Source organism: Novosphingobium sp. 32-60-15 (genome assembly GCF_002280675.1).
Classification (GTDB): domain Bacteria; phylum Pseudomonadota; class Alphaproteobacteria; order Sphingomonadales; family Sphingomonadaceae; genus Novosphingobium.
The window spans coordinates 106,227-132,004 of record NZ_NCEN01000010.1 but is presented as its reverse complement, the minus strand read 5'-3'; the positions used below and the strand labels follow the sequence as shown (position 1 = coordinate 132,004).

Genomic DNA, 25,778 nt, shown 5'->3' with positions numbered 1-25,778 from the left:
CGCGAGCATAAGCAGGATCGGTAGGGCGCGTATATAGTAGGCCACGCCACTTTCTTTCATGTCGGAGGCTTGAGCGCAATGTCCACTTTCCACCCACTTTCGGCCAATCAACACAAACCGCCCAAGGCCCAAAAACCGCCGTCATCCTGAACTTGTTTCAGGATCCATTTCTCAACGCAAGCCGCCGTTCGAGCGGATGGATGGACCCTGAAACAAGTTCAGGGTGACGAAGGGAGAGGGGAGTAACAGTGCCAAGTGCACGAACCCCCAAAAGCTGCCGTCACATTCATCGTCGCCCCGGGCTTGACCCGGGGTTAGGCTTTTCTTTGCTGCGTGCGGCGAGAGAAAGGGTTCGCGCAAAGACCGCAGAGACATAGCGTGGGGAGGCACAGGGGATCGCGGATCGATGGGAGGCTTTGTACATTCTCCACATCTCTGCGCTCTTGGCGGTCTCTGCGCGAAACAAGGGCACCTTGAGTCCGCTGCTGCAAGAGAGGCGTGCGCGGCACACGCCCCCTCTCCCAACCCTCTCCCCTGAAGGGGCGAGGGCTTTTGCTTATTCCGCCGCCGCCAGTTCCAGCTTGGGCATCATCACCTGGATGAACGCCAGCGCCACCAGATAGGCACTGCCGCAAATCGCGAACAACGGCCCATAGCCCATCCCGTTCGTCAGCGACCAGCCTGCGAATTCGATGATTCCCGTGCCCGAAAGGTTGCCCGCAACCGCGCCCAGCGCGATCACGCTGGCGACGCGGGTGGCGGGGATGATGTCTGCGGTCATGCCGAAGACGTTGGTGGAAAAGCCCTGATGCGCAAAGAGGCCGAGGCCGATCAGCACGGCGGCTGCCCAAGGGTTTGCGGTGAATAAGGCCAGCGGCATCGCCAGCACGACCAGCGCATAGAACAGCATCGATGTTTTGCGCGCGGCGTTCACGGTGCGCCCGCGTGACAGCAGGATCGGATAAAGCCCGCCCGATGTCAGCGCGCCCATGGCCGCCAGCGTAAAGATGATGGCGATGGGCCAGCCGAGCGCGCCTTGCGACATGCCGAACTGGCGGTTGAAGAAATCGGGCATCCAGAACAGCACGAACCACCACACCGCATCAATGCAGAACTTTGCGCCGATCACCGTCCACGTCTTGCGATCGGACAGCAACACGCCCCACGGCACGCGCGCGCGTTCAGGCATATCGCCCAGCGGCTTGAGGTTGCGGGTGCCAAACCACCAGCCTGCCAACCAGATAAAGCCGAGCGCACCTGTCACCCAGAAGGCCGCTTGCCAGCCGAAAGCCAGCGCAAAAGGCGGGATCAGCAGGGGGGTGAGGATTGCGCCGATATTGGGCGCGGTATTGATCAAGCCGATGGCGAAATTGCGTTCTTTTACCGGCAGATACATCGCCGCGGCTTTAAGGCCTGCTGGCGTGCTGACCGATTCCCCCGCCGCCAGCACGATCCGCGCGGCCACGAATTGCTGCACCGTTTGCGCCAGCGCATGGGCCATGCCCGCCGCGCTCCACACCGTGACCGCAATGGCATAAGCAACGCGCACGCCCAGCCGGTCAACAAACCAGCCGACGAACAGCAAGGTGCCCGCAGCGGCAATCTGGAACGAGGAGCCAAGATGCGCGTAATCCGCATCGCTCCAGCCGAATTCGGCCTCAAGCGTGGGCTTCAACAGCGCCAGCACCTGCCGGTCGACATAATTGAGCGCATTGCCAAGAAACAGCAGCGTCACCAATGCTATCGCGGTGCCCCGCGCGATCTTCTGCCCGCCGCCAGCATTCATGCATTCTCTCCGGTCTTGCAAAGCGTCGCCTGCGCTTCCTGCTTGCACATTACCCAACCTCGCGCGTAATGAAAGAGGCATATGACACCGTAGGACAGAAAATAGGAGAGAATGGTGGCGGGCCAAGGTGACGGCAGGCAGGAGATCGATTGGGCAAGCCTGCCATCGGCGGCAGACTTGTTTGGCGAGATCCATCTTGCCGAACACAAAGCCGCTGAACCGGAACCCCGCGATACGGTGTTCCACGGCCTTGCGATTTGCGCGATCGCGGCTGCGGCGGCGGCGTGGCTATCGGAACATTACCACTTCCCCATCATCCTGCTCGGCCTGTTGATCGGCCTGTCGCTCAGCTTCGTCGCGCGTGATCCCTACAGCCACAAAGGGCTGGACTTCGCCTCGCGCACTTGTTTGAGGTTTGGCGTTGTGCTGCTGGGCATGCAGGTGACCTTCGGCCAGATCGGATCATTGGGGGCTGCGCCGTTCGGCGCGCTGCTGGTGGTTATGGGCGTGACGTTCTTTGCGGGCATTATCGCGGCTCGCCTTGCCGGACAGTCCGGATATGTCGGCATATTGGCGGGCGGGGCCACCGCAATTTGCGGGGCCAGCGCGGCAATGGCGCTTTATGGAATCATCGGCAAGGAGCGGCTCAACCAATCACAGTTCGCGATCACGCTGGTCGTGGTATCGATGGCCAGCGCGCTTGCGATGTCGGTCTATCCGATTCTGGCTGAAGACCTTGGGCTGACTGACAGCCAGGCGGGCTTTCTGATCGGCGCATCGATCCACGATGTGGCGCAGGCCATCGGCGGGGGCTATGCCTTTTCCGAGCCTGCCGGAAGCTATGCCACGATTGTAAAGTTGTCCCGCGTGGCTCTGCTCGCCCCCATCGTCATCATCACCGGCCTTGCCATCGGCAATGCCGAAGACGCCGCCAACCGCCCTGCGTGGAAACGCCTTGCCTTGCCGTGGTTCATCACCGCGTTCTTCGCCGTTGTCCTGCTCAACTCGCTCGTCGCAGTGCCCACCCCGCTGCGCGATACGGCGCTCAGCGCGTCAAAGGGGCTGTTGCTTGTCGCGGTGATCGCCACGGCCATGCGCAGCCGCCTTGATCTGCTGATGGAAACCGGCATGAAATCGGTCTTGCCGGTGATCGTCGCAACGGTGGTCAGCTTTGCTGCCTCGCTCGCCTTTGCGCTACTGCTGCTTTAGGATCAGGGCCGAACCAAAAGGGCGGCGCTGCAGGCTTGCCAATCGGGATGATTTCGCCATAGTCGAGGTAAGCATATGGCGAATTGCCGAATATCGAATATTCGGCAGGTATGCAGTGGTATTCGATAAGCTCGTCTGGAGTTTTGAATAATGAAAAAGCTTTATGTAATCGCCGCCTCGCTGATGGTTTTGCCTGCGATAAGCGCAGTTGCCGCCAACCCGAACCCTGCTTTCAAACAGCGCCACCAAAACTTCGAAGCCATGGGCAAGGCGATGAAGGGCATATTTGACGAGTTCAAAAAACCTGCGGCCAGCCTTGCCAAAATCAGGGCGAACTCTGCGGTCCTTGCGCAATCCGCGCAGAAGGTGGGCGGCCACTTCCCCAAAGGAACCGGTCCCGGCGCTGGCGTAAAAACAGAAGCCCTGCCAGCAATCTGGGAAAAGCCTGCCGAATTCAAGGCGGCAACTGACCGCCTCGTCACCGCAACTGCCGGTTTGCAGGCCGCCGCCGCTTCGGGCGATATGGCGAAAATCAAAGCCGCCGCCGGTGCGGTCGGGGGTTCATGCAAAGGCTGTCATGACAGCTTCCGCAAACCCAAAGATTGAAACCCCGCCACATGACTGATCAGGTCCAGCACGTGAAAGTTGTGGTTTGGGACATTCCGGTGCGTCTGGTGCACTGGAGCTTTGTTGCCCTGCTTCCGGCCCTGTGGTGGACGGCCGAGACACGGCAAATGGACCTGCACTTCACGCTGGGCCTGACCATGGCGGGGTTGGTGGTATTCCGGCTGATGTGGGGCATTGTGGGCAGTACAACAGCGCGCTTCAGCCGCTTTGTGGCAGGCCCAAAAGCCATTTCGCGCTATCTCAAGGCACCGGAAGACAATCCGGTTGTCGGCCACAATCCCTTGGGCGCGCTCAGCGTCGTTGCGCTTTTGGGACTGCTTGCGTTGCAAGTCAGCCTCGGGCTTTTCGCGCAAGATACCGATGCGGTTGATTCCGGGCCGCTCAACCACCTCGTATCATGGGACACAGCCACCGCGGCAAGCGAGGCGCACGGCATCGTGTTCAACCTGTTGGCCGCCCTTGTCGTCCTGCATATTGCCGCAATCGTGTTCTATCGCATCGTGCGCAAAAATGATCTGGTCACGCCCATGATCAGCGGACGCAGGGCCTTTGCAACGCGGGTGGCACAGCCAGCGCTTGGTTCGTGGATCAAGGCCGTGGTGGTGGCCATGCTGGCCGCAGCCATCGCACTGTGGATCGGCTATGGCGTACCGCCGTGGGGGGCCAAATTCCCGTGGGAACAGACAGATACACTGCAAGATGTCCCCGCCGCTGATTCCTATATGTAAACGCGGCACGCGCCCCTGTTAAACCGCCGCTTAATCGTCTGGTAACCATCTTTTGGCATTGCCGGACCATGGCGCAAAGTTCGGGCACAACTGCAAACATTGGCGGTGAGATGACCAGCGCTGCGGGGGAAAGTTTCAGCGCGCCTTTGCGCTTGTTTGCCATCGCCACGCTGGTGGCTTTCGTGCTTTCGCTGGCGTTCTCGCAAGCGGCCAACATCACCACGTTCTACTTGCACCGTCAGGATCGCTGGCTGCTCTTGCTGGGCACTGCAATCCTGCTTTTGTGCGGCTGGCGTTTGCCCGCGCGCGCAGGTCTGCCCACCCTCAGTGCAAAAGCCGTTTTTGCCTGCACAGGCTTGCTGCTTCTGCTTACTTTTATCGGGCATTATCTGGTGCTGAGCGGCTATGACCGCAGCCGGGACGAACAGATGGCCAGCTTCGATGCTGTGGTCTTTGCCAGCGGCCATCTGGTCGCGCAATTGCCCGCCCTGTGGCGCGATCATGCCGAAGTGCTCAACGTCAGCTTCATGTATCCGGCAGACTCGCGCGGTGCCTGGATATCGTCCTATCTGCCGCTCAATGCCGGACTTCGCGCAGCCTTTGGCGCAATAACAGGTCCGCTGATGACCGCGCTGGGAGCGATAGCGTTATGGGGCTGTGTCCGCCGCATCTGGCCGCAAGATAAAGAGGCCGCAACGCTCGCCCTGATCCTTTACGCCGGTTCAGCGCAAATTCTGGTCACCGGCATGACCAGTTACGCCATGCCCGCCCATCTTGCGTTGAACTTGTCATGGTTATGGCTGTTCTTGCGCGGATCATGGAAATGGGATCTTGCCGCGCTACTTGTCGGCTTCATTGCGGTTGGCCTGCATCAGCCGATCATGCACCCGTTGTTCGCGGCCCCTGTTCTGATCACTCTCGTCCGGGATCGCGCATGGCGGCGGGCGGCGCTCTATTTCATCGGCTATGCCGTGATCGGCGCATTCTGGCTGTGGTGGCCCAGTTTTGCGTGGGGCTTGGTACAGGCCGATCCTTCAGCGCTGCGCCCGGCAGGTGTGGATTTCATGACGCGCACCATCGAGGTTCTCAAACACCGCGATTCCGGTGGCCTTGCTTACATGTTGTTGAATTTCCTGCGGCTTATTGCATGGCAACATCTGCTGCTGCTGCCGCTCATGCTGATTGGCGCAAGGGTCACGCGGGGCAATGCCCTTGCCGGTGGTCTGGTAGGCGGCATCATTCTTACCGTCTTCGCAATGGCCGTGCTCCTGCCGTATCAGGGCCACGGGTTCGGCTATCGTTATGTCCACGGGCTTATCGGCAATGCCATTTTGCTGGCCGTTTTCGGCTGGCGTGCGCTTGCCCAAACTGAAGTCTTTGGCCAGTGGCGCAGCTTCCTGGTGCGCACGACAATTGCGGGCGCCTTTATCATGATCCCGGTGCAAGGCTGGATGGCCTATGCCTTTTACGCCGCGCCAGCGCAGGCCTCGCAGCGGATTGACAAGATCGATGCAGATTATGCGGTAATCGGCGCCGGTGACGCGCGTGACGCCTATGATCTGGTCTACAATCCGCCGTCGCTGAACCGCCGCCCCATTCGTCTGCTGCGCGAAGCGCTGACCGCAAAAGCCGTACAAGACATTTGTGCTGGCGGCCCGACAGTCACATTCGTTGGCAACACAACGCTACAGCCGCTTGCCGATTTTTACCGCACAAGCTCGCCAACGGCAGATGCTGCCAATGCCCGGATCACCGCACACTTTGGTAAAGCCGGCTGCCGGATTGTGGAATTCAAGCCTTAATGGCTTCGACCAAGCGGCGCGCCATGGCATCCCAACTGTATGTATCAAGCGCATAGCGCGCCATTTCAGCGCGGTGGTCTTCCTGCGTTGCCAGCAAGTTCATGGCCATCCCGACCCGTGTCGCGGTGCCATCAACGTCGGCATGATCAACCTCGATGCCGACAATGAACTTTGCCGCGTCAGGATCAGCCAAAGCACTGTCCATGCCGCAAATGACCGGCAAACCGCAGGCCAGCGCTTCTTGCACCACCAACGGATAGCCCTCGCCCATGCTGGGTAACAGCAGCGCGTCAGCCGTCCGCATCAAAGCCGCGATCTCTGCCGGTTGCAGGCCGCCAACCGCTCTCACGTTGGGCAACCCCCATTTGCCGGGGTCTATCGGGCCTGCTCCGGCCAGAACAAAAGTCGCATCGCCCCGCGCCAAGGCCAAGGCGCGCAACACGGCCACACCCTTTTTCTCGACAAACCGGCCCGCAAAGAAAAACAGCGGGCCGCTGACTGGCAAACCATGCCGGGTTCTGGTGGCCGCGCTCTCGTCTGGCTGGCGGTGATCGTGAAAAACCGATGCGTCCACCCCGTTGAAGATAAGCAAAGGTGGCTTGCGGAACGGAACCTTGTCAAAAGCGTCCCGCACCGATGCGCTGATGAACACGACCTGGTCTGCCCATCGCAACATCGGACCGGTGACCAGAAAATTGGTAAGGCGCATTATCCCGCGCATGAAAGCGGACGAGAATTTGAGGCTTGCGATGTGCTGGATCAAAACGACAGGGCGCTTTTGAAGGCGTGCCGCCAGCACCGCGATGATTGATGTGATATACAGCGCGTCATGGACAATCACCGCATCAGTCTGGCGCACCGCGTGCCATAGCGCGATGATGCCGCGTGGCCCCGGCAGCGGCATGGGCAACCCGGTCAGGCGTTCGGTGGGGTTGATGCAACTTAGCGGGATGGTGGTGATTTCCGGCCCGTCCGGCAGCGCATCTGCTGCGCTGGCCGCCCAGACAACGTCATGGTTCTGCGCCGCAAATTGCCTGCAAATGTGGCCTGCTACCCGTTCGATGCCCCCGCCATGGGCTTCGAAAAAATGCGAGACATTCAGCACCCGCATCCGTCAGGCAGGTTCAAGCCGCAGGGTGATCTCAAGCCGGTTCGGGAAAACAAGCGCCATCAAGCCCCGGCGATAGCGCGCAGGGGCGGCTTGATCAGCGATTTTCCAGCCCGCTTGCTGGGTGGTTTCAACCCACTCGTCCCAGCCAAGATAATCTGCGGCAATCATGCCTCCGAACGGCGTATTGCCAATGGCATCCAGCGCGATGAGGCGAAGGCGGTCAATCATCCCCGTCTGAAGATGATCCTTGATATACAATGGCCCGCTGACCGTGCGGCGGATCTCGCACAGCAGTTCAACCCGTTGAGCTGGCGGCACGTGATGCAGCACGTTGTTCAAGGTGGCGGAATCAAAGCTGCCATCGGCAAATGGCAATCTTTTCCCGTCATATGCCTGCGCCCGCACTGTCAGACCGGCGCAAAACCTGTCGACCATATCGACCGTTTCCACGCGGGCCACTGGCATCAACCGCGCAATCGCTTCGGCAATAACGCCTGTGCCACCGCCGATATCCAGCAGGCTGGCGTGGTGGCCTTTCCACACCGCCATCAGGCTTTGCAGCATCACTTCTTGGTAGTGCGGTTTGCGGCGATGGTAGATCGGCAGATATCTGGCGAGGATCGAGCGTAACGCGACCGGATCGATAGTCGAAGGCATCGTGGTCATCAGCAGTCTTTCCTGTTCGGGGATTGCAGGATTCCGGTCCCGTTTATTGCCCAACGGCTCAACGCAAAATTGATTATCATCAGGATGACTGACGCAACAGGCGATGCAATGACCATTGGCAGGGCCAGAAAATCATGCAGCAAGCCCAACACGATAATGGCCATCGGAATATTCACCGCCATTCCGACAGCGTACCGGCCGAGACGTTGGATCGAGACCGTTTCCTGAAACGTAAACACACTGTGGAGTGCATAGCCTGTCAGCATCACGACAACGAACGACATGAGCACGGCAGGGACTGATGCAAATCCGGCAGCGTCGGCGGCTATCAAGACCACGTTGTTCAGCAACAGGCAAACGCCCGCCACAACCGGATAACGCATGGTGGGCCCGGTTTTCACGCCGCAACCTTCCGGGCACGCACCCAGTAAATGCAGGCATTGGTATCGCGCAGGTTCACAGGCGTGATGCAATCTTCCAGCCACGCCCGCGTATTCATTACAACCGCCAATGCACCGGCAATCATACCGCCCAGCACCGGTAATTTACGGATAACCCAAGCAAAGCCGGTCAACCGGATGATCGTGGTGGTGGCAAGCGGGCCAACCAGTGCCCGCGTTTCGCACACTGTAAAACCGCGATCATTCAGAGCCGCTTCAAGCCCGGTCCGCGTCCATCGCCAGTGATCTTCAGGATGGGGATGATAAAGCCAGTTGCCATGCGTTGACAGAAACAACGTACCATCGGGGCCCAACAAACGCTGTGCCTCGGCGCAATAGGCATCAAGATCGCGGACATGTTCCAGAACCTGGATGGAAAGCACCGCATCGGCGCTTCCGTCCGGCAGATCAACCTTGCCATCGGGGCCGATCAGCAAATCTGCACCTTCAACAATGTCTGCACCGCGATAGGATACGCCCAACTGTTCGATAGCAGTGCGATAGGGCATATCCCCGCAACCCAAATCAATCAGCCGCGCCCCTTTGCCAAGGTGGCTGCCAAGCTGCTCCTTCAAGGTGCTGGCAAGGCCGCGCAGCATAAGCCAGTCTGTGTCCCACAAGCGCGGGTTTAGCCGACGAGCCTCCATTGTTATGCGGCTTTCTGCATGGCGTTGGTTGGCACTTTGGCTGGCCCTGTACCGGGCTGGACCGTGCCAAACTGCGCCTGATGCCCCGCGATGACGGCCAGCAAGACCCCGCCCAGCGCTGTTTGCACCCCGATAACCCCCATACCCACCGCCAGCAGCAATGGTAGCGTGTTCGATAGCGCGGTAAAGGCATTGGCGCTCCACCACACACCCACCGCGCCAAGCGACAGGACAGAGGCAAGCATCAACCCGCCACCAATCAGCAGGGCGTTTTCCAAAGTCAGGACGGTTTCCAACCGGCGCAGCACGGTCCGCATGGGGCGATAGCCTTGGCGCACACCATAAAAGTGCGTGGCCAATGCCATAATGGCCGCAAAGTGCCCGGTTGTTACCATGAATGTCGCAAGGATCGTCCAGCTAACGCCAAAGCGCGTTTCGCCCGATGTGACCCCCAAATCATGCAGGCTCGCCATAGCCAGAACCAGCGCTCCACTGGCCAAAAGCAGTGCTGCAGGCACACCAAAAGCCCAGGTCGGGCTAAGCATGAACAAATAGCGCAAGTGCCGCCAGCCATCGCGCCATGGGCGAAGATGCGGGGCGCGGTCACGCAGATCTGGCGAAAGCGTTGCCGCCACCTGATCTGTCCGCATTTGCTTGAGGCTGGCCTTGATCACCATTTCACTGGCAAATTCCATGCCAGCGCTATCAAGCCCCAAAGCTTCATAGGCTTCGCGGCGGATTGCGCGCAGGCCGCAGTGGGCATCATCAATGCCTGCGCGGAAAAACAGGTTGAGCACGCCGGTCAGCACAGGATTGCCGATATAGCGGTTTTTCCACGGCATGGCGCCGCGCGCGATACCGCCCCTGAAGCGCGAACCCATGCACAAGTCAGCACCATCAAGCAGACGTCCGATCATCGGCACGGCATCGGTAAAATCGTAACTGCCATCGCAGTCACCCATGATCAGGTAACGGCCGTACGCTTCATTGAAACCACCGATCAGCGCCGCGCCATAGCCTTTGCGTGAGACATTTACGACACGTGCGCCCAGCACGGTGGCAAGCGCCTGACTTCCGTCGGTAGAACCGTTGTCTGCAATCACGATTTCGCCGGCAAGTCCGTAGCTTCGTTCGATCTGTGCCAAGGCTTCGCGGGCGTTGGCAATGCAATGGCGCAACGACTGCGTTTCGTTGAGGCAGGGCATGACAATCGAGACAGCGAGAGGCAAATGGTCGCCCTCGAAAGTCCCCTTATGCTGCAACTCCATGAAGCCCCCTAGACGTTCACCATGAACCGTTAACGATTAGGCGGAAAATGGTTAGCGATCGGTTAAAGTACCGGCTGCCCGGGCTTCACAGCGTCGGCCTTGCGCGAAGTGCGTATGGTCGCATGCAGTTATCAGGGTGATGGTAACCCCCGAACTTTGGGCACTCTTCGTCAAAAGGGGCGTCACCGCTGCTTTCTTTGCACATGCAAACAAAGGCGTTGACCAACTTTTGACACTTGTCCAGTCTTGGGTCTACGGCCAAGTTCGACTCGTTTGGGGCTTGGCCAAGCCTTCAGGGGGAAATTGCGACCATGAGCGTGGCCGAGACTGTTACCCGCGATACCGCCGACCGTCGCCTCAAGCGCTTGATGCGCAGCCGTTTGGTCCAGTTTGCGGGGCTTGCTGCCCTGCCCGCGTCGCTGGTATTTGCCCAGGCAGCGCGTGACAAATCAAACCCGGTTGAAACCGAAACCGGCATCCCGGTGAAGTCTGCGATCGTCACCGAAAAGTGCGGCACCTGCCATACTGCAGATGCGAAGGGGAACCTCTCGCGCATATCATGGGTGCGCACCACGCCTGAAGGTTGGGCACAAGTGATCAAGCGCATGGTGGCGCTTAACGGGTTGTCGATCAGCCCGGCGGAATCCAAGGCTGTTGTCCGCGCGCTTTCGGCCAGCCACGGTCTTGCCCCTGAAGAATCCAAGCCGGTCATGTATTTGACCGAGCATCGCATGGTCAATGAAACCAACATTCCCAACGAAACCATCCGCCAATCGTGCGCATCGTGCCACGCCTTTGCGCAGCCGCTGTCATGGCGGCGCTCCAAAGCGGAATGGGGCCTGCTGACCAATCTGCACGTTGCCATGTATTCGCAGGCCGATGCGCAATACCGCCGTGCGGTGGAAGACCCCACCCTGCCTGCGGTCCCGGCCGGTGGGAAGAAGCCGCTGCCGGTGGAAGTTGCGCTGGACTACATGAACAAGACCGCGCCGCTGATTACGCCTGAATGGGCAAAATGGGACGCGCGGGTGCAATCGGCCAAGCTGGGCGGCAAATGGCTGGTCAATGCCATGCTGCCGGGTAAAGGGCTTTATTCCGGCGAAATGATCGTCACACCTGCTGCCGGAGACGATGATTACACAACGTCCATCACGCTGAAATCCTTGAAGGATGGCACGACCCTGACCCGCAAGGGCAAGGGTCTTGTCTATACCGGCTATTCATGGCGTGGCACATCATCAAGCGGCCCCGAAGGCAGCCGCGCCGATGCGCCAGAAGATCATGAAACGCGCGAAACGATGTGGTTCGCGCCCGATCGCAAATCGGCGCAGGGCCGCTGGTTCTGGGGCGATTACAAGGAGTTCGGCTTTGACGTAAAGCTGACCCGCGCCGCTGCCGAGCCCACCATCGCCGCCGTATGGCCCTATGCGTTGAAGGCCGGAGCCAAGGGCGCGACGCTGAAACTGGTCGGCGATGCATTCCCTGCCGGTCTCAAGCCTTCCGACATTGATCTGGGCAAGGGCTTGGTCGTCAGCAAAGTGGTTTCGGCCAGCCCGACCGAGGCCGTTCTAACGGTCGATGTGGCAGCAGACGCCGCAGTTGGCGCGCATGATGTGGGCCTTGGCGGGTCAGTGCTGGCCGCTGGCCTGCCCGTTTACAAAAAGGTCGATTACCTCAAGGTCGTGCCCGATACCTCGCTTGCCCGCCTTGGCGGCAGCGAAAAGCACACGCCGGGCTATTCGCAGTTCGATGCCATCGGTTACGACAATGGCCTTGATGGGAAGCCCTACACGGTGGACGACGTGGCGCTTGGTCCCGTCGACGTTTCGTGGAAGATGGAAGAGTTCCAGACGGTCTATTACGATGACGACGTCAATTATGTCGGCAAGTTGAGCGATAACGCGCTGTTTACCCCGGCGATTGACGGGCCAAATCCGGAACGCAAATGGGGCCGCAACAATTACGGCGAAGTCTGGGTCGTGGCCACTGCGAAGTCTGAAAAGGACGCGCTGGGCAAGCCGCTAACCGCCAAGTCGTTCATGATCGTGACCGTGCCTGCCTATAAACGCTGGGATCAGCCGGAGGTGGCCAAGTGACAACCGTCCTTTCCCCCAAATACCGCCGTGGTGACATCCACCTGTTTGACGCTCAAGGCCAAGGTTTCGTGTACCTTGCTTCGGCAGGGGCGATCTTTGCGCTGGATGAAGGTGCGGCCAGCGTCATGGCGCTGCTCGGCGAAAAGCAACTTGCCTATGGCGAGATGGTTAGCGCGCTGGTTGAGGCCAATTATTCGCGCGCCGATGCCGAAGACCTGATCCGCGAACTGCGCGCCGTGCGCGGCATCGTCTCGGATGAAATCCGCGAAGCGCCGCTGGCCCCGCCTGCCCCGCCTGAAGATTATCCGCTGCAGGCGCTGGTGCTGAACGTCACAAACCAGTGCAATCTGGCTTGCACGTATTGCTATGAATTTGGCGCTGACAAAATCGCCACGCCTGCGGGCAAGCCCAAATACATGACGCTGGAAACCGCCAAAACCTCGGTCGATTTCCTGCTGAGCAGTTCGGGTGACCGCGAAAGCCCGCACATCACGTTCTTTGGCGGTGAAACGCTGATGAACTTCAAGCTGCTGCGCGATGTGGTGCTTTACGCAAACGAGGCCGCCGCCGCGAGGGGCAAGCGGATGACCTACAGCCTGACGACAAACGCCACGCTGCTGACAGACGAGATCATCCAGTTCCTGTCCGATCAGGCGGTGGGCGTCACCGTTTCGATGGATGGCCCGCCCGATCTTCAGGACAAGCGCCGCGTCTATAAAAACGGCAAGGGTTCTTATGCAGTCATGGAACCGCGCCTGCGCAAGCTGATTGCCGGACACAAGACACGCGCGATCACCGCCCGCGTCACCTTGACCGAAGGCGTGACCGATGTGATCCGCATCTATCGCCACCTCAAGGATGATCTGGGCTTTCACGAAGTCGGCTTTGCGCCGGTGACGGATTCGGGCGAGCAGACCTATACGCTCGACAGCGATGGCATGGACACGGTGGTTTCCGCCTTTCACGAACTGGCCGCCGAGTGGCTGGCATTCGCGCTACGCGGGGAAATGCACGGCTTTTCGAACGTGTCCGAAACCATCAGCGAACTGATCCAGGGCACCAACAAGTCGCACCCTTGTGGCGCTGGCCTCGGCCTTGTCGGCGTCAGCCCGTCCGGCGATCTTTCGCCCTGCCACCGCTTTACCGATGCCGATACCCATGTACTGGGCCATGTGACGACCGGGCTGGACAAGGAAAAGCGCACCGACTTTCTGACGCGCGGCCATGTTGGTTCGAAGTACGAATGTGCATCGTGCTGGGCGCGGCCACTGTGTGCAGGCGGATGCCATCACGAAGCCTTCGTGCGCTATGGCGATACCGGCCACGCCAATCTGCATTACTGCGACTGGATCCGCGAATGGACCGATGCGTGCCTGAAAATCTACGGCACCGTCGCTGCCCGCAACCCCGAATTTCTTGAACGCTTTGCTGCACGAAAGGGCTTGTCATGAAGCACCTGACACCACTGAACAAGAAGGCCAAGCGGATCGAGGAAACGATCTCCTCGACCGAAGAAGACGTTATCGCGCTTCAGCAAAAGCCGATGCACACCCCGATGGGCTGCTCGATCTCGTTCTCGCCCGGTTGGGAAGTGGACGCAGGTGGCGGCACGGCGGGCCTGTGCCAACCGGCAGAGCGCGACATTTACGATTGCTATGTCACCTGCTTCTGGCCGGTCCAGGTGCCCGACCATGTGAACTATTCACCCGATTGGGCCAGCAATTGCGCCACGGCGGCCAAGGACTGGCGGAGCCTCGACATCATCTTCCCGTGATGTTTTGCGCTGTTGTCAATTTGCCCTGATCACCCTGACCGGAAGAGCGTTTCCATGAAGAAACTCGGTGTTTATATCGCTGCCCTCCTTGCCGGAACAAGCGCCGCGCAGGCTTCGACGCTGTTCATGGGTTCGTATCCCGACAAGATGCTGGTGCTGGATGAGGCGACAGGCGCAGTGCAGGACCGGCTGACGCTGGCATCGGGACTGCCCACATCAATGCGTTTGTCGAACGACAAATCGAAGATTTACGTGACGACGATCACCACCAGCGGGATCGAAGTGATCGACACGAAATCAAAGAAGGTCATCAATTCGTTCAGCCTGAACACGCCGACCACGCGCTATCGCTTTAACGGCGGCGTGCCTGATCCGACCGGCAAGTTCTTTTACACGATGATCCAGAAGTTCGAGAAGCTGCCGGACCGTTATACCGTCAGCCCGCAGATGTTTGGCGTGATCGATCTGCAAAAGAAGTCGGTCGTGCGCATGGTTGAAGTGCCCGAAGAAGATGTGCGCAATGGCAGCGGGCGCGGCAATTACATGATGTCCGCCGATGGCAAGACCATGTTCCTCATCCGCGACAAGGTGCTGGTTATCGATACCGCTGATCTGAAAGTGAAAGACCGGCTGGAGTTTTCCAAGCCTGAAGCGACCTGTATTGAAGGCGTGAGCTTTGGCGGGGGCGTGGAAACGCTGCGCAACCCGAATGAATACGTCTCGCTGTTCAACGCGCAAGACCCCTATATCCGCAACAAAATCTTCGGTGTGGGCCGCTTCGATCTGGCGACCAAGACCTTCGCCTTCCGCCCGATTGGCCCTGCACCGGTGGGCGGCGGCATGGCCGGTTTGCAGGTTTCGGCCGACATGAAAGAAGGCTGGACCGTGGTTACGCAAGAGAAGGTCGGCAACAAGCGGTGCGAATTCTGGCACTTTGATCTTTCAACCAATCTGGTGAAGAACAAGGCTGAATTCCCCTGCCGCACACGCTTCCAGTTCGGCATGTCGGGCGATGGCAAGATGCTGTATATCTATGGCGCAAGCTATGACATCGAGATGTATGATGCGCAGACGTTGGCGCATATCAAGACCATTGATCTGGGCAATGACACCACCGGCGCGGGGATGATCATCACCCAGTGACGGCCAGCGATCTCTTCCGCGCGCCCCTGATTATGTTGCGCGGGCAGGGTGTGGCGGTTGCGACCGCCGCACACCTGCTGAACCGCGCCGGCATCAGTGTAGTTCACGAGCCGGGCACGCGCCGCCCGGTTCCGGTTATCATGTTGAGCGACCCGGCTTTGGCGCTGCTCCGCGATGTCTTTGCCAAACCGGATCTGTTTGCGGACAAGGTTCGGATCGAACGCCGCGTGGTGCGCTGGGGGGCGGGTGAAGCCGTCGCCATGCCGCATGGCGCGGTGGTCGTTTCCGAACACGATCTGGCAAATGTTCTTGATATGTTTCCCCAGGGAAACTTTCCAACATCAGGCGATACCAATGGTTTGACCACCATTTTCGGAATGGCGCCGTTCCCGGCTGCCAGCATCCAGCGATTCGGCGAAAGGCTATCGGCCACGGCCCGCGTGCGCCTTTCCGCCAACGCAGATCCGGCCACATGCTGGATTGAATCGGTGGATGATGGTTGGCTGTTCCTGATCCCTGATGGCATGGGCGGCGCGTGGCTGCTGGCCGTGGGCGGGGTGCCCGATATCCTTGCTGCACAAGCGCCAATGATTGCCCCGCTGATTGAAACAATAGCGCCTGCCAGCGGCACGTTCGACACATCGCCGCGTATGCTGGAGCAGTTGGCGGGCGAAGGCTGGCTGGCGCTGGGCACGGCGGCGCTGGCGTTCGATCCGATCTGCGGCGATGGCACCGCGCAGGCCGTGCGCGAGGCCATTCTGGCCAGCGCCGTTGTCACCGCGCTTGGCCGGGGGGAAGACCCGGCAGCCCTAATAACGCATTACCAGTCGATGCTGCTGGCGGCGATGCGCCGCCATTTGCAATTGTCGCTGCCTTTTTATGGCGGGGCGGGATCATCACCATGGTGGCGCACACAATATGCCGCATCGCGTGGCGGATATGACTGGTGCACCGCCCGTTTGGCGAAGATGCCCGAACCGCGCTTTGCCCTGCACGGCTTTGATCTGGTCCGCCGGGAATTGGTAGCGTGAATAAGGCACCTGCCCCCAAAATTGCACCGTGGAGCACCTATGGGCGGCTGTGGCCCTGGCTGAAACCTTACGCTCCGCGCCTCGCGCTGGTGCTGCTTGCCAGCCTTGTCGCTACCGGCCTTAACCTTGCGCAGCCGCTGATATCCAAGCTGATGATCGATGAGGCGCTGATCAAGCGTGATTGGGACATGCTGGTCAAGATCGCTGCGCTGATGGTGGGGGCAACCGTTGGCGGATTTGCGGTCAACGCATTGGTTTCATACCGCTATGTCGCCATTTCCGCCGCGATGCTGTTTGATATGCGAGTGGCGTTGCTGCGGCATTTGCAAAGGCTTTCCCCCCGCTTTTACGGATCGTTCCGGCTGGGCGATCTGATGTCGCGCCTCAACAGCGATGTGTCCGATGTGCAGCGCGTGGTGGGCGATACGCTGCTTTCGGTGGTCAGCAATGTCCTGTTCTTTGCAGGCAGTGTGGCGATGATGCTGTGGCTGGACTGGAAGCTGTTTCTGGTGGGCACGGTGCTTGTGCCGCTGGCTGTCGCCAGCTTCCTGCATTTCCAGCGCCGGATGACCGACCTTTCGCGCCAGATGCGTGAAAGCGGCGCAGATATCGGCAGCCTGCTGGTCGATACGATCATGGGTATGCGCACGGTCAACACATTGGGCGCAGAGGCGCACGAGGCAGGGCGTTTCCGCGCAGCCAACGGCGGTTTCATCGCCACGATGCTGAAAATGCAGACCGTCTCGTTCATGACCGGCGCGCTGCCCGGAACGATTGTTACCGCATCCAGCGCGGCGGTAATGATCTATGGCGGCAAGCAGATCATCGATGGCACGATGACCATCGGCGCGCTGGTGGCGTTTATCACGTATCACGGGCGGTTGCTGGGGCCGGTGCAGGCATTGATGGGCCTCACTGCGGGGCTGGCGACGGCGCGGGTGGCCTTGGCGCGGATTTTCGAATTGTTTGATACCGCCCCTGAAGTGACAGAGGCAGCATCGCCCAAAGCCTTGGCAGGGGTGAAACGCGAAATCCGTTTCGAGGGCGTTTCGATGGATCACGGGCGCGAGGCAGTGCTGCGGGATGTGGACCTTACAATCCCCGCAGGAGCAATGACCGCGATCCTCGGGCCATCGGGCGCAGGAAAATCGACGTTGGCCGATTTGCTGGTGCGGTTCCACGATCCGGTTACAGGCCGCGTGACGATTGATGGCATCGACATGCGCGAACTGGCGCTGGCTGATTTGCGCGCGCGGGTGCTGCTGGTAGATCAGGCCCCGTTCCTGTTCAACGCAACGATCGCGCAGAACATCGCCTTTGCGCGCGAAGCGGCATCGCGCGCAGACATTGAGGCGGCGGCAAGCGCGGCGGGGCTGGATCCGCTGATTGCGCGCCTGCCCGAAGGTTTGGATACGCGCACCGGCGAACGCGGCCTTGCGCTGTCTGCCGGAGAGCGACACCGCATCGCCATCGCCCGTGCGCTGCTGCGCCAGCCCGATGTGCTGATCCTGGATGAGCCGACAGCGGCTCTGGACGAGGCGACAGAGATGGTGGTGGCGCAAGGGCTACGCCGCGCTTTGCCCGACGCCACATTGATCGTGATAACGCACAAACCGGCGCTGGCGGAAATGGCCGATCACGTCATCCGGCTGGATCACGGCCACGCCAGCATTGCACCGCAGGTGACCACACATGGCTGACCCCTTGCGCATCGCGGTGATCGACAGCGGGGTGCATCCCGCCCATCCGCATATTGCCGCCGACTGGCTGCTTCCAGGGCTATCATTGCTGGCGGACGGTACGGTGCTGCATGGAGAGGACGAGGCGCTGGACCGGCTGGGCCATGGAACCGCTGTGACAGCAGCCATTCAGGAACAAGCGCCCGATGCCTTGATCCTGCCGATCCGGGTGTTCCGCGAGGGTTTGCGTGCCAGTGCGCGGGCGCTGGCGGGCGCAATCCGTTGCGCGATTGAAGCGCGGGTGGATCTGATCAACCTCAGCCTTGGCACGCCCAATGCAGCGCATGCCGATGTGTTTGCGGCGCTGGCCGATGAGGCAGTGGCGGCAAGAGCATTGATCGTGGCCGCGCGCGAGGCCGAAGGTGCGCCGTGCTGGCCGGGGTGCTTGCCGCAAGTACTGGGCGTGGGGCTGGATTGGGATGTGCCGCGCGGGGCTCCCGGCCTTGGCGCAGATGGGGTGGTCTATGCCGCGGGCTATCCCCGCCCCATCCCCGGCGTACCGCAACAGCGCAACCTGTACGGCATCAGCTTTGCCGTGGCGCAAGTAACCGGTTGGGTGGCGGCGAACTGTCATGGCAGGCCTATAGCGCGCGCCGACGTGCTGGCCCGGTTTGCGCCGATTGACGTACACGCGAGTGAGAAGGTGCAGCCTAGACAGGACGCATGATCCAGACGACACGTCCGCCTGTCCGCAGACCCGCGCCGCCTGCAGCGGCATTGGCCGAGGCTGAGGCATTGCTGGACGGACAGCCACATGTGGCGCTGACAAAGGCTGAAGCGCTGCTGCGGCAAGCGCCTGGATATCCACCCGCAGAGTTCCTTGCTGCGCGTGCTTTGCGACGCATAGGCAAAGGCAAGCAAGCCTTGGCGCGGCTGGATGCACTGGCACGGGCCAATGCGCGGGTGCCCGCAGTGTTGTGGGAACTGGGCGAATTGAGCGCGGAACTGGGCGACAACGGGCGCGCGGTGGCAGCGTTGCAGGCGCTGACGCAAGTGCAGCCGGGCATTCCGGCGGGCTGGTTCGTGCTGGCGCGGTGCTTGCGCAAGCTGGGACATGCGGGCGATGCGTGGCGGGCAGAGCTATCGGCCATCTACGCTTCATCGCACGATGCCGAATTGCAAAAGGCCGCCTTGGCCGTGAACGACGGGCAATTGGACGAGGCCGACGCGGTGCTGAAAGCGCGGCTGGTGCGACTGCCCGATGATCCGCCTGCATGCCGGATGGTGGGCGAAATCGCATGGCGGCGCGGGGATATGACGGCGGCGCTGGAATGGGTGGAGCGCGCGGTTCTGGCGGCTCCCGGCTTTGATCTGGCGCGCGATTTCCTGATCCGGTTGCTGATGCAGACCAACCGACTGCCCGATGCGCTGGCCCATGCCGAAGTGCTGATCGAATCGCCGGTGGAAGCGCCGGGGCACAAACTGATTCTGGCCTCCGTGCTGGTGAAGCTGGGCCATCAGGACCGCGCGCGCGGGATTTACGAAGAGCTTTTGGCCGCACAGCCCGAACAGCCGCAAGTGTGGCAGAACCTTGGCCACGTCCTTAAAACGCTGGGCGCACAGAACGAGGCAGTGAACGCTTACCGGCAGGCTGTGCACTATCAACCGACGATGGGTGAGGCTTGGTGGAGCCTTGCCAATCTGAAGACGGTAAAGCTGGACGCGGGTGATATTGCCACGATGCAAGCCGCACTGGCATCGCTGGATGGCGAGGCGGAGGAGCGCAAGGAGGATGTGTTCCACCTGCACTTCTCTTTGGGCAAGGCGTTCGAGGATGCGCGGGATTATCCCGCATCGTTCCGCCATTATGACGCGGGCAATGCCTTGCGCCGCACGATGGTGCTGCACGATGCCGATAGCTTCAGCGCCGAAGCGCGCGCTGCGGCGCAGACGTTTACCGCCACCTTCATCGCACAAATGGGACCGGGCGGTTGCCCTGCCCCCGACCCGGTATTCGTGGTGGGCTTGCCGCGTTCGGGATCGACGCTGGTGGAACAAATTCTGGCGAGCCACAGCCAGATCGAGGGCACGATGGAATTGCCCGAGATGATGATGATGGCTGCCCGCCTGCAATCGCGCGTGGACGAGGGTGAATTTCCCGATTTTGGCGCAATGATAGCCTCGCTTTCGCCCGATGACCGCACGCGATTGGGCGAGGAATATATCGAGCGGACGCGGGTGCATCGGCAGACCGACCGGCCCCTGTTTATCGACAAGATGCCCAACAATTGGCAGCACGTGGGCCTGATCAAGCTGATCCTGCCCAATGCCAAGATCATCGATGCGCGGCGGCATCCGCTGTCATGCTGCATTTCCGGCTGGAAGCAGCACTTCGCGCGTGGCCAGACCTTCACTTATGATCTGGGCGAGATCGGGCGCTATTACCGCGATTATGTGGGGCTGATGGCAGCGTTTGACATGCATGCCCCCGGCGCTGTGCACCGCGTGATTTATGAAGAGATGGTGGCCGATACCGAAGCGCAAGTGCGGCGTGTGCTGGACTATATCGGCCTGCCGTTCGAGCAGGGCTGCCTTGAATTTTACAACAATGACCGCGCCGTGCGCACGGCCAGTTCGGAACAAGTGCGCAAACCGATCTTCCGCGACGGGCTTGAGCCCTGGCGGAATTACGAGCCATGGCTTGGGCCATTGGTCGATGCGCTGGGGCCGGTTCTGGCGGCTTATCCGGACGCGCCCTCCGCCTGATTTTACGGACGCTGTGATGCCCACCCCCGACCTTCCCGCAAGCGGGAGGGGGGAGAAGCGTTTGCGCAAAGCTCCCGCCCCCCTTACGGGCGCGGGGCCCTTCCTCTTTAACAAAAAGAGCCCCCACGATTTCTCGTGGGGGCCAGGCGCCTTACGCAGGTGTAAGATCGCGGATTAGTAGCGCTGCCCCCAGCGGATGCCGAAGAACTGCGGCTTGATGGTGAAAGTGCGCGCAGAATCCGAGCAGAACGTGATTGAGCAGAAGGTGTTCTTCGTCAGCTCGCCACGCTTGTCAAAAGCGTTTTGCAGGAAGACATCGAGGGTCCAATTGTTCTTCTTGATACCAGCGGAAAAGTCGAAGCTGACGAAGCCTGCCGTGTTTCCGTAAAGGTTGTTGTTGAACACGTTAAGGTCTTGGGTTGCATTGCTTTGATACAGCGCGGCGCCTTGGATATAGGCATCGGCATCACCCATCTGCGTGTCATAGCGGATGGACGTTGTGCCCTTGAACTTTGGCTGACGGGGCAAACGCGTGCCATCTGCTGCGGCGACTTGCGGGGTTGGCGGGGATGAACCCGGAACGATTTGGCCAGCGGCGCAAGTGGGCAACTGTGAAATCGACAAAGTCGCGGCATCAAACGCAAAGTTGCAGAAATTCCCCTTCAGCTTTGCATCATTGTATGCGCCGCTGGTCGAGATCGTGAACGCACCCAGTTTGAGGTCGGCATCGAATTCTACGCCATAAACGCGCGCTTTACCGGCGTTGCCCGTCATGCCTGCGCCTTGCGCCCCGGAAACAACTACCGAATACTGGATGTTGTCCCAATCTTCCATGTAAACCGCTGCGTTAAAGCGGAACTTGTTGTTCCAGGTGCCCTTGAAGCCCAATTCATAGTTGGTCAGCGTTTCTGATTGGAACGGTGGAACCGTGGCAACGCCGATGTTGCGAATGCGCAACGGCCGGTTGAAGCCGCCGGGACGGAAGCCGGTTGAGTAGTTGGCATAGAGCATCTTCGATTCATCAAACTGCCAGTTCAGCGCAACCTTATGGGTTTCACCATTTTCCTTGTACCGCCCGGTTTGATCCGCTGCCGCAAGGTTTGTGTTGAGGCACTGCAATCGCGCTTCGGGGAACGGCACCGGACAGCCCATCTGGCCAGTCGGGACGTAAAGTGAAGTTACCGTATTGCGCGCAGATCCTGCCACACCGGCAAAGCCGACAATGAGTGCCCTTCAGCAAAGACCGCGTAATCACTCCAGTTGTTGTTGTTCTCGGTCATGTAGAACGCGTCACGCTTCACCGCGGGCGAGCCCAGAATCATCGTGCCGCCTTGCGCGGTGGGGATGCCGAAACCGGCAGGATTATCGTCACCGCCACCCGATTGCGTGTAGCCCACGATCTTGTCCAAGCCGTGAATCGCGTAATCGTTATTCACTTCGTTCTTCTGGCGGTGGTAGAAGCCGCCAAGCGTGACATCAAACGGCCACGATTTTGGCGTCGAGATGCGCAGTTCCTGGGTGAATTTCTTTTCGTTACGCAAACCCCGATAATACTGGGTCGGGTTGATCAGGCTGTTGCACTTCAAAGTTGCACCCGCACCGGTGCAGCCGTTCTGATCAAAGAACTGCAGGTAGTTCTCATACCCTGCACCAAATTTGTCATAGGTGACGGTGTAGTAAGTGTAATCGTTGCGCAACTTAACTTGCCGCTGATAATAACCAGTGGCCGATACGATATCCCAATCACCAATGTGGCCGTTGATGGTCAGCGCAGCCTGATAGAACTGGTCGTTCTGCTGCGTGATATCATAATCATGCACTTCAAGATCGCCAACGCGCGGATCAAAACCGAAATATCCATTGGCGATTTGTTTTTGCGCAGTAACTTGCGGCATGATCGCCCAGCCGTCAGCGGGTTCCCACAGCACTTGCAAGCGACCGCCATAGCCTTCGATCGTGTTGTAATCGTCTTGCGCAAAGTCAGCGTTGTTGATCGTGAAATTGGTGTCCGGGTTATTGTCGCCCAACGTCAGCGTGGATGACGAACCATCATTGAATACGCCATTATTGGGCGTGTTATCGATGTACCCACCATCTTTGCGGTAAAAGCCCATCGCGCGCACGGCCAAGGTGCTGGAAACGGGCACGTTGATGAACGTCTGGTACTGGCCGCCGAAATCGCCCTTGCCGTACTTGTTCACTTCAGCATCATAGCCGAATTCAAACGTATCAAGCTTGGGTTTGTTCGAGATGAATCGGATCGTACCGGCCAGTGAACCCGCGCCATAGAGCGTGCCTTGCGGACCTGACAGCGCTTCGATGCGCGCGATGTCATAGACCTGCACGTCAGGCAGGCCGGTGCCGGTGATCGGAATATCGTCGATATAGTAACCGACCGATTCACGCGCGCCACCGGCTGGCACGATGCCGCGGAAATAGGGCGTGTTACGGCCCGGGCCAATGCCTGCAAATGTGACCGATGGCAGCAATGCGGCAAAATCGGTCAGGCCCTTGATCTGGCGCTGCGCGAGCACTTCGGTGCTTAGCGCCTGCATCGAAATCGGCACCTTCTGGATTGATGTGGCATCGCGCGTCGCCGTCACGATGATCTCGCCAAGGCCGCCGCTTTGATCGGCGGGCTGTTCGGCGGCAGGAGCGGTGGCTTCCTGCGGTTCGGCGGCGTGTGCAGCCAGCGGTAACACGAGCGTTGAAAGGATCGTGCTTACACCCAGTGCCCTCATGGCCCGTGATTTGAGCCCGGTTTTAGTCTTCATCAATTCAACCCCCTATGCTGAAACGCAGGTCTTCCCGCACCTTCACCGCACCCGTCCCTTGGTCTCCGATCTGGAGGCTCTGCTGCGTTGCAACATGAGCTTACGCGTCACTCCAACGGTCAAATCCGGCAGGGCAAACACCGCCGCCGGGCAAAAGGCATGTGCGCCCTCAGCCCCCGCCACGCATGGCGCAGCCAGTTCAGCTTTGTTGTATTACCCCGGTGACAAGCGCCGTTTTATTTCAGTTCCCTGACGTTTGTCCGGGATTGATAATGCTGCACGGCAACATGGAGTCAACTTCCTTTTGGGAGAGCCATGTACGCAATTCCGGCATGTCGGGGGTGGGGACGGCGGAATTTTTGGGGGTGATCGAAGGTTGTCTGGCGTCAGTCCCACCACTCGGCCAGCATGGGCAGCAGTTCTTTGCCAACCAGTTCGATAACCGGGCCATCATCGCGCCGGATATAGGCCATGGAGCCATGGCGATGGCGCGGCGATGCCCCGGCCAGCAGGATCTGCCAGCCTTGTGCGCACAGTTCGTCCAACGCATCACCGACACTATCAACCCACACGCCGATGTGCGACATGTCGCCTGTGCGTAAGGCATCGTAAGGCGAACCCTGCTGTGTTTCGACCAGTTCCAGGCGGACGGGTCCCGCGCGGGAATAGGCAACGCGCAGATGCGCCTCACCGCGCCCGTGTTCCGGCGTCCAGACGCGCAACGGATCAAATGCGCGGACGGGTGACCATGTGACGCCCGTCGCGCTGGTGATGTCCGCCATGGCTGATTCTATATTTTCGACGATGATGCCGTGATGGAAAATGCCGGATAAAATATCCATGGTGCTTTTTTGTCCTGGTTCCGCGCCCGATCTGGCTTGGCTTTTATGGCCCCACAAATCGCAGATTTACCAATCCTTGCCTATCGCCAATCCGCGCTTTACAAGCATACATGTATGTTTTTATTATGTGCGTACAAGACCCACTTTCCAAGGAGCGTACCATGCCAGATCAGGCGACCAGCCGGGGTCATCAAGCCGACCTTGATCGCATGGCGTGGGAGCGGGACCGCAAGGACCCGCCCGAGGGTTTTCCGGCGCTGCCATCCATACCGGCGGCGCGCTATGTCGATGCCGATTTCCTGAGCCTTGAGCAGCGCGAGATGTGGAACAAGGCCTGGCTCTATGCCGGACATACCGATCAGGTGGCCGAGCCGGGATCATGGTTTCTGACGCGCAGCACCGGCAGTCCGGTGATTGTTGTGCGTACGCTTTCGGGCGAGGTCAGGGCGTTTTACAACACCTGCAAGCATCGCGGTGCGCCGCTGGTGAAAGAGGATGCGGGCAGCGCGCGCGGGTTCGTCTGCGGTTATCACGGGTGGAGCTACACGCTTGACGGCAAGCTGACGGCGGTGCGTGACAAGCGCGATTTTCCCGATTTCGATATGGCGTGCCATTCGCTTTCATCGGTGCGGTGCGAGTTGCTGGGATCGCTGATCTTCATCAACGGTGACCCTGATGCCCAGCCTTTGATCAAGCATATCGGCCCGATGGCGGCTGAGCTTGAGGAGCTGCAACTGGCGACGCTGAAGCTGGTCGATGCCCGTGAATATGAAGTTGATTGCAACGTTAAGGTGCTGCTCGATGCGTTCCTTGAGGTGTACCACCTAAAATCGATCCACGAGAACACGGTGGACCGGTTTCTGGATCACCGCGCCATGATCGTGACGCTGTGGCCCAACGGGCACAGCCGAATGGTGACGCCCAACCGCAGGGAAGGCTGGGTGGACCCCGGCACCAAGGGGATGCCCGAAATTCCGACGGTTTCGGAATTCACCGCGACCAACAACATCAGCTATCATATCTACCCCAATTTCGTGATGCCGCCTGCGCCCACGGGGATTCCGATCCTGCAATTCTGGCCGCTGGGGCCGCGCCGCACGCGGGTTGTATCAAGCTGGGTGGCGCCAGATCATGATCCGGCCAACCCCAACCCGCTGTGGGAAACCCGCATCAAGAACTGGGAGCGGATATTGTACGAAGACCTGCAATTTGCCCCGCAGATTCAGGAATCGTTGGAAGGAGCAGGCTTTGAGGGCATGTCGCTGAATTATCAGGAACGGCGGATTTACCATTGGCATGAGGAGCTGGATCGCCGCATCGGGATTGACCGGGTGCCGCAAGGTGCGCGAATAACGCCTGTGCTTGCCCCGTTTGTGGATCACGGTTGAT

General features: G+C 59.9%; 21 protein-coding genes and 1 pseudogene. 14 read left to right on the top strand and 8 right to left on the bottom strand.

Annotated elements, in window-relative coordinates; genetic code table 11:
- Nucleotides 1–556: 556 nt before the first annotated feature.
- A complete protein-coding gene (locus B7Y89_RS09700; protein ID WP_292937995.1) occupies nucleotides 557–1,786 on the bottom strand; it encodes an MFS transporter in 1,230 nt (409 codons plus the stop codon).
- Nucleotides 1,787–1,897: 111 nt separating this feature from the next.
- On the opposite strand from B7Y89_RS09700, the gene B7Y89_RS09695 reads away from it, so the two are divergent.
- The 4 genes from B7Y89_RS09695 (at nucleotide 1,898) to B7Y89_RS09680 (ending at nucleotide 6,152) form a co-directional block, all read left to right on the top strand.
- Nucleotides 1,898–2,995 (top strand): putative sulfate exporter family transporter, encoded by a 1,098-nt coding sequence (locus B7Y89_RS09695; RefSeq protein WP_292937993.1) that lies wholly within the window; start codon nucleotides 1,898–1,900, stop codon nucleotides 2,993–2,995.
- A 150-nt stretch (nucleotides 2,996–3,145) separates the two neighbouring features.
- Nucleotides 3,146–3,601: a cytochrome c gene (locus B7Y89_RS09690; RefSeq protein WP_292937991.1), complete on the top strand. Its 456-nt coding sequence runs from the start codon at nucleotides 3,146–3,148 to the stop codon at nucleotides 3,599–3,601.
- A gap of 11 nt (nucleotides 3,602–3,612) precedes the next feature.
- Nucleotides 3,613–4,350, top strand: coding sequence for a cytochrome b/b6 domain-containing protein (locus B7Y89_RS09685; protein WP_292937989.1), 738 nt, complete (start codon nucleotides 3,613–3,615; stop codon nucleotides 4,348–4,350).
- A gap of 68 nt (nucleotides 4,351–4,418) precedes the next feature.
- Nucleotides 4,419–6,152, top strand: coding sequence for a hypothetical protein (locus B7Y89_RS09680; protein WP_292937987.1), 1,734 nt, complete (start codon nucleotides 4,419–4,421; stop codon nucleotides 6,150–6,152).
- Here the strand turns inward: B7Y89_RS09680 and B7Y89_RS09675 are convergent.
- Genes B7Y89_RS09675 through B7Y89_RS09655 form a run of 5 tightly spaced genes read right to left on the bottom strand, consistent with a single transcriptional unit; the run spans nucleotide 6,142 to nucleotide 10,284 of the window.
- A complete protein-coding gene (locus B7Y89_RS09675; protein WP_292937985.1) occupies nucleotides 6,142–7,263 on the bottom strand; it encodes a glycosyltransferase family 4 protein in 1,122 nt (373 codons plus the stop codon). The two genes, B7Y89_RS09680 and B7Y89_RS09675, sit on opposite strands and share 11 nt — an antisense overlap.
- A 3-nt stretch (nucleotides 7,264–7,266) precedes the next feature.
- The gene (locus B7Y89_RS09670) at nucleotides 7,267–7,929 is read right to left on the bottom strand and encodes a class I SAM-dependent methyltransferase (protein ID WP_292937983.1); all 663 of its coding nucleotides are present in this window, start codon (nucleotides 7,927–7,929) and stop codon (nucleotides 7,267–7,269) included.
- Nucleotides 7,929–8,330 carry a GtrA family protein gene (locus tag B7Y89_RS09665; protein WP_292937981.1) on the bottom strand — a complete coding sequence of 134 codons (402 nt, stop codon included), beginning with the start codon at nucleotides 8,328–8,330 and terminating at the stop codon, nucleotides 7,929–7,931. The genes B7Y89_RS09670 and B7Y89_RS09665 overlap by 1 nt, the downstream gene beginning before the upstream one ends.
- Nucleotides 8,327–9,016, bottom strand: a complete 690-nt coding sequence (locus tag B7Y89_RS09660; RefSeq protein WP_292937979.1) for a class I SAM-dependent methyltransferase — start codon at nucleotides 9,014–9,016, stop codon at nucleotides 8,327–8,329. The genes B7Y89_RS09665 and B7Y89_RS09660 overlap by 4 nt, the downstream gene beginning before the upstream one ends.
- Before the next feature lie 2 nt (nucleotides 9,017–9,018).
- Nucleotides 9,019–10,284: a glycosyltransferase family 2 protein gene (locus B7Y89_RS09655; protein ID WP_292937977.1), complete on the bottom strand. Its 1,266-nt coding sequence runs from the start codon at nucleotides 10,282–10,284 to the stop codon at nucleotides 9,019–9,021.
- A gap of 311 nt (nucleotides 10,285–10,595) precedes the next feature.
- On the opposite strand from B7Y89_RS09655, the gene peaA reads away from it, so the two are divergent.
- Genes peaA through B7Y89_RS09615 form a run of 8 tightly spaced genes read left to right on the top strand, consistent with a single transcriptional unit; the run spans nucleotide 10,596 to nucleotide 20,773 of the window.
- Nucleotides 10,596–12,380 (top strand): quinohemoprotein amine dehydrogenase subunit alpha, encoded by a 1,785-nt coding sequence (gene peaA, locus B7Y89_RS09650; protein WP_292937975.1) that lies wholly within the window; start codon nucleotides 10,596–10,598, stop codon nucleotides 12,378–12,380.
- On the top strand, nucleotides 12,377–13,831 hold the full coding sequence (peaB, locus tag B7Y89_RS09645; RefSeq protein ID WP_292937974.1) for a quinohemoprotein amine dehydrogenase maturation protein: 1,455 nt from the start codon (nucleotides 12,377–12,379) through the stop codon (nucleotides 13,829–13,831). Before peaA ends, peaB begins: the two co-directional genes overlap by 4 nt.
- A complete protein-coding gene (qhpC, locus tag B7Y89_RS09640; protein ID WP_054105952.1) occupies nucleotides 13,828–14,154 on the top strand; it encodes a quinohemoprotein amine dehydrogenase subunit gamma in 327 nt (108 codons plus the stop codon). The genes peaB and qhpC overlap by 4 nt, the downstream gene beginning before the upstream one ends.
- Nucleotides 14,155–14,208: 54 nt before the next feature.
- Nucleotides 14,209–15,297, top strand: coding sequence for a hypothetical protein (locus tag B7Y89_RS09635; RefSeq protein WP_292937970.1), 1,089 nt, complete (start codon nucleotides 14,209–14,211; stop codon nucleotides 15,295–15,297).
- Nucleotides 15,294–16,328: a hypothetical protein gene (locus B7Y89_RS09630; RefSeq protein WP_292937968.1), complete on the top strand. Its 1,035-nt coding sequence runs from the start codon at nucleotides 15,294–15,296 to the stop codon at nucleotides 16,326–16,328. The genes B7Y89_RS09635 and B7Y89_RS09630 overlap by 4 nt, the downstream gene beginning before the upstream one ends.
- Nucleotides 16,325–18,028 carry an ABC transporter ATP-binding protein gene (locus tag B7Y89_RS09625; RefSeq protein WP_292937966.1) on the top strand — a complete coding sequence of 568 codons (1,704 nt, stop codon included), beginning with the start codon at nucleotides 16,325–16,327 and terminating at the stop codon, nucleotides 18,026–18,028. Before B7Y89_RS09630 ends, B7Y89_RS09625 begins: the two co-directional genes overlap by 4 nt.
- The gene (locus B7Y89_RS09620) at nucleotides 18,021–18,734 is read left to right on the top strand and encodes a S8 family serine peptidase (RefSeq protein ID WP_292937964.1); all 714 of its coding nucleotides are present in this window, start codon (nucleotides 18,021–18,023) and stop codon (nucleotides 18,732–18,734) included. Before B7Y89_RS09625 ends, B7Y89_RS09620 begins: the two co-directional genes overlap by 8 nt.
- Nucleotides 18,731–20,773, top strand: coding sequence for a tetratricopeptide repeat-containing sulfotransferase family protein (locus B7Y89_RS09615; RefSeq protein ID WP_292937963.1), 2,043 nt, complete (start codon nucleotides 18,731–18,733; stop codon nucleotides 20,771–20,773). Before B7Y89_RS09620 ends, B7Y89_RS09615 begins: the two co-directional genes overlap by 4 nt.
- Before the next feature lie 174 nt (nucleotides 20,774–20,947).
- Here B7Y89_RS09615 and B7Y89_RS09610 read toward each other — a convergent pair.
- A pseudogene (locus tag B7Y89_RS09610) lies at nucleotides 20,948–23,547 on the bottom strand (TonB-dependent receptor).
- On the opposite strand from B7Y89_RS09610, the gene B7Y89_RS09605 reads away from it, so the two are divergent.
- On the top strand, nucleotides 23,513–23,800 hold the full coding sequence (locus B7Y89_RS09605; protein WP_292938015.1) for a hypothetical protein: 288 nt from the start codon (nucleotides 23,513–23,515) through the stop codon (nucleotides 23,798–23,800). The pseudogene B7Y89_RS09610 and the gene B7Y89_RS09605 overlap by 35 nt on opposite strands.
- 133 nt (nucleotides 23,801–23,933) lie before the next feature.
- On the opposite strand, the gene B7Y89_RS09600 is transcribed toward B7Y89_RS09605, so the two are convergent.
- Nucleotides 23,934–24,389, bottom strand: coding sequence for a VOC family protein (locus B7Y89_RS09600; RefSeq protein ID WP_292937961.1), 456 nt, complete (start codon nucleotides 24,387–24,389; stop codon nucleotides 23,934–23,936).
- Between the two features lie 161 nt (nucleotides 24,390–24,550).
- Here B7Y89_RS09600 and B7Y89_RS09595 point away from each other — a divergent pair, with 161 nt between their 5' ends.
- Nucleotides 24,551–25,777, top strand: coding sequence for an aromatic ring-hydroxylating dioxygenase subunit alpha (locus B7Y89_RS09595; RefSeq protein WP_292937959.1), 1,227 nt, complete (start codon nucleotides 24,551–24,553; stop codon nucleotides 25,775–25,777).
- Nucleotide 25,778 lies beyond the last annotated feature (1 nt).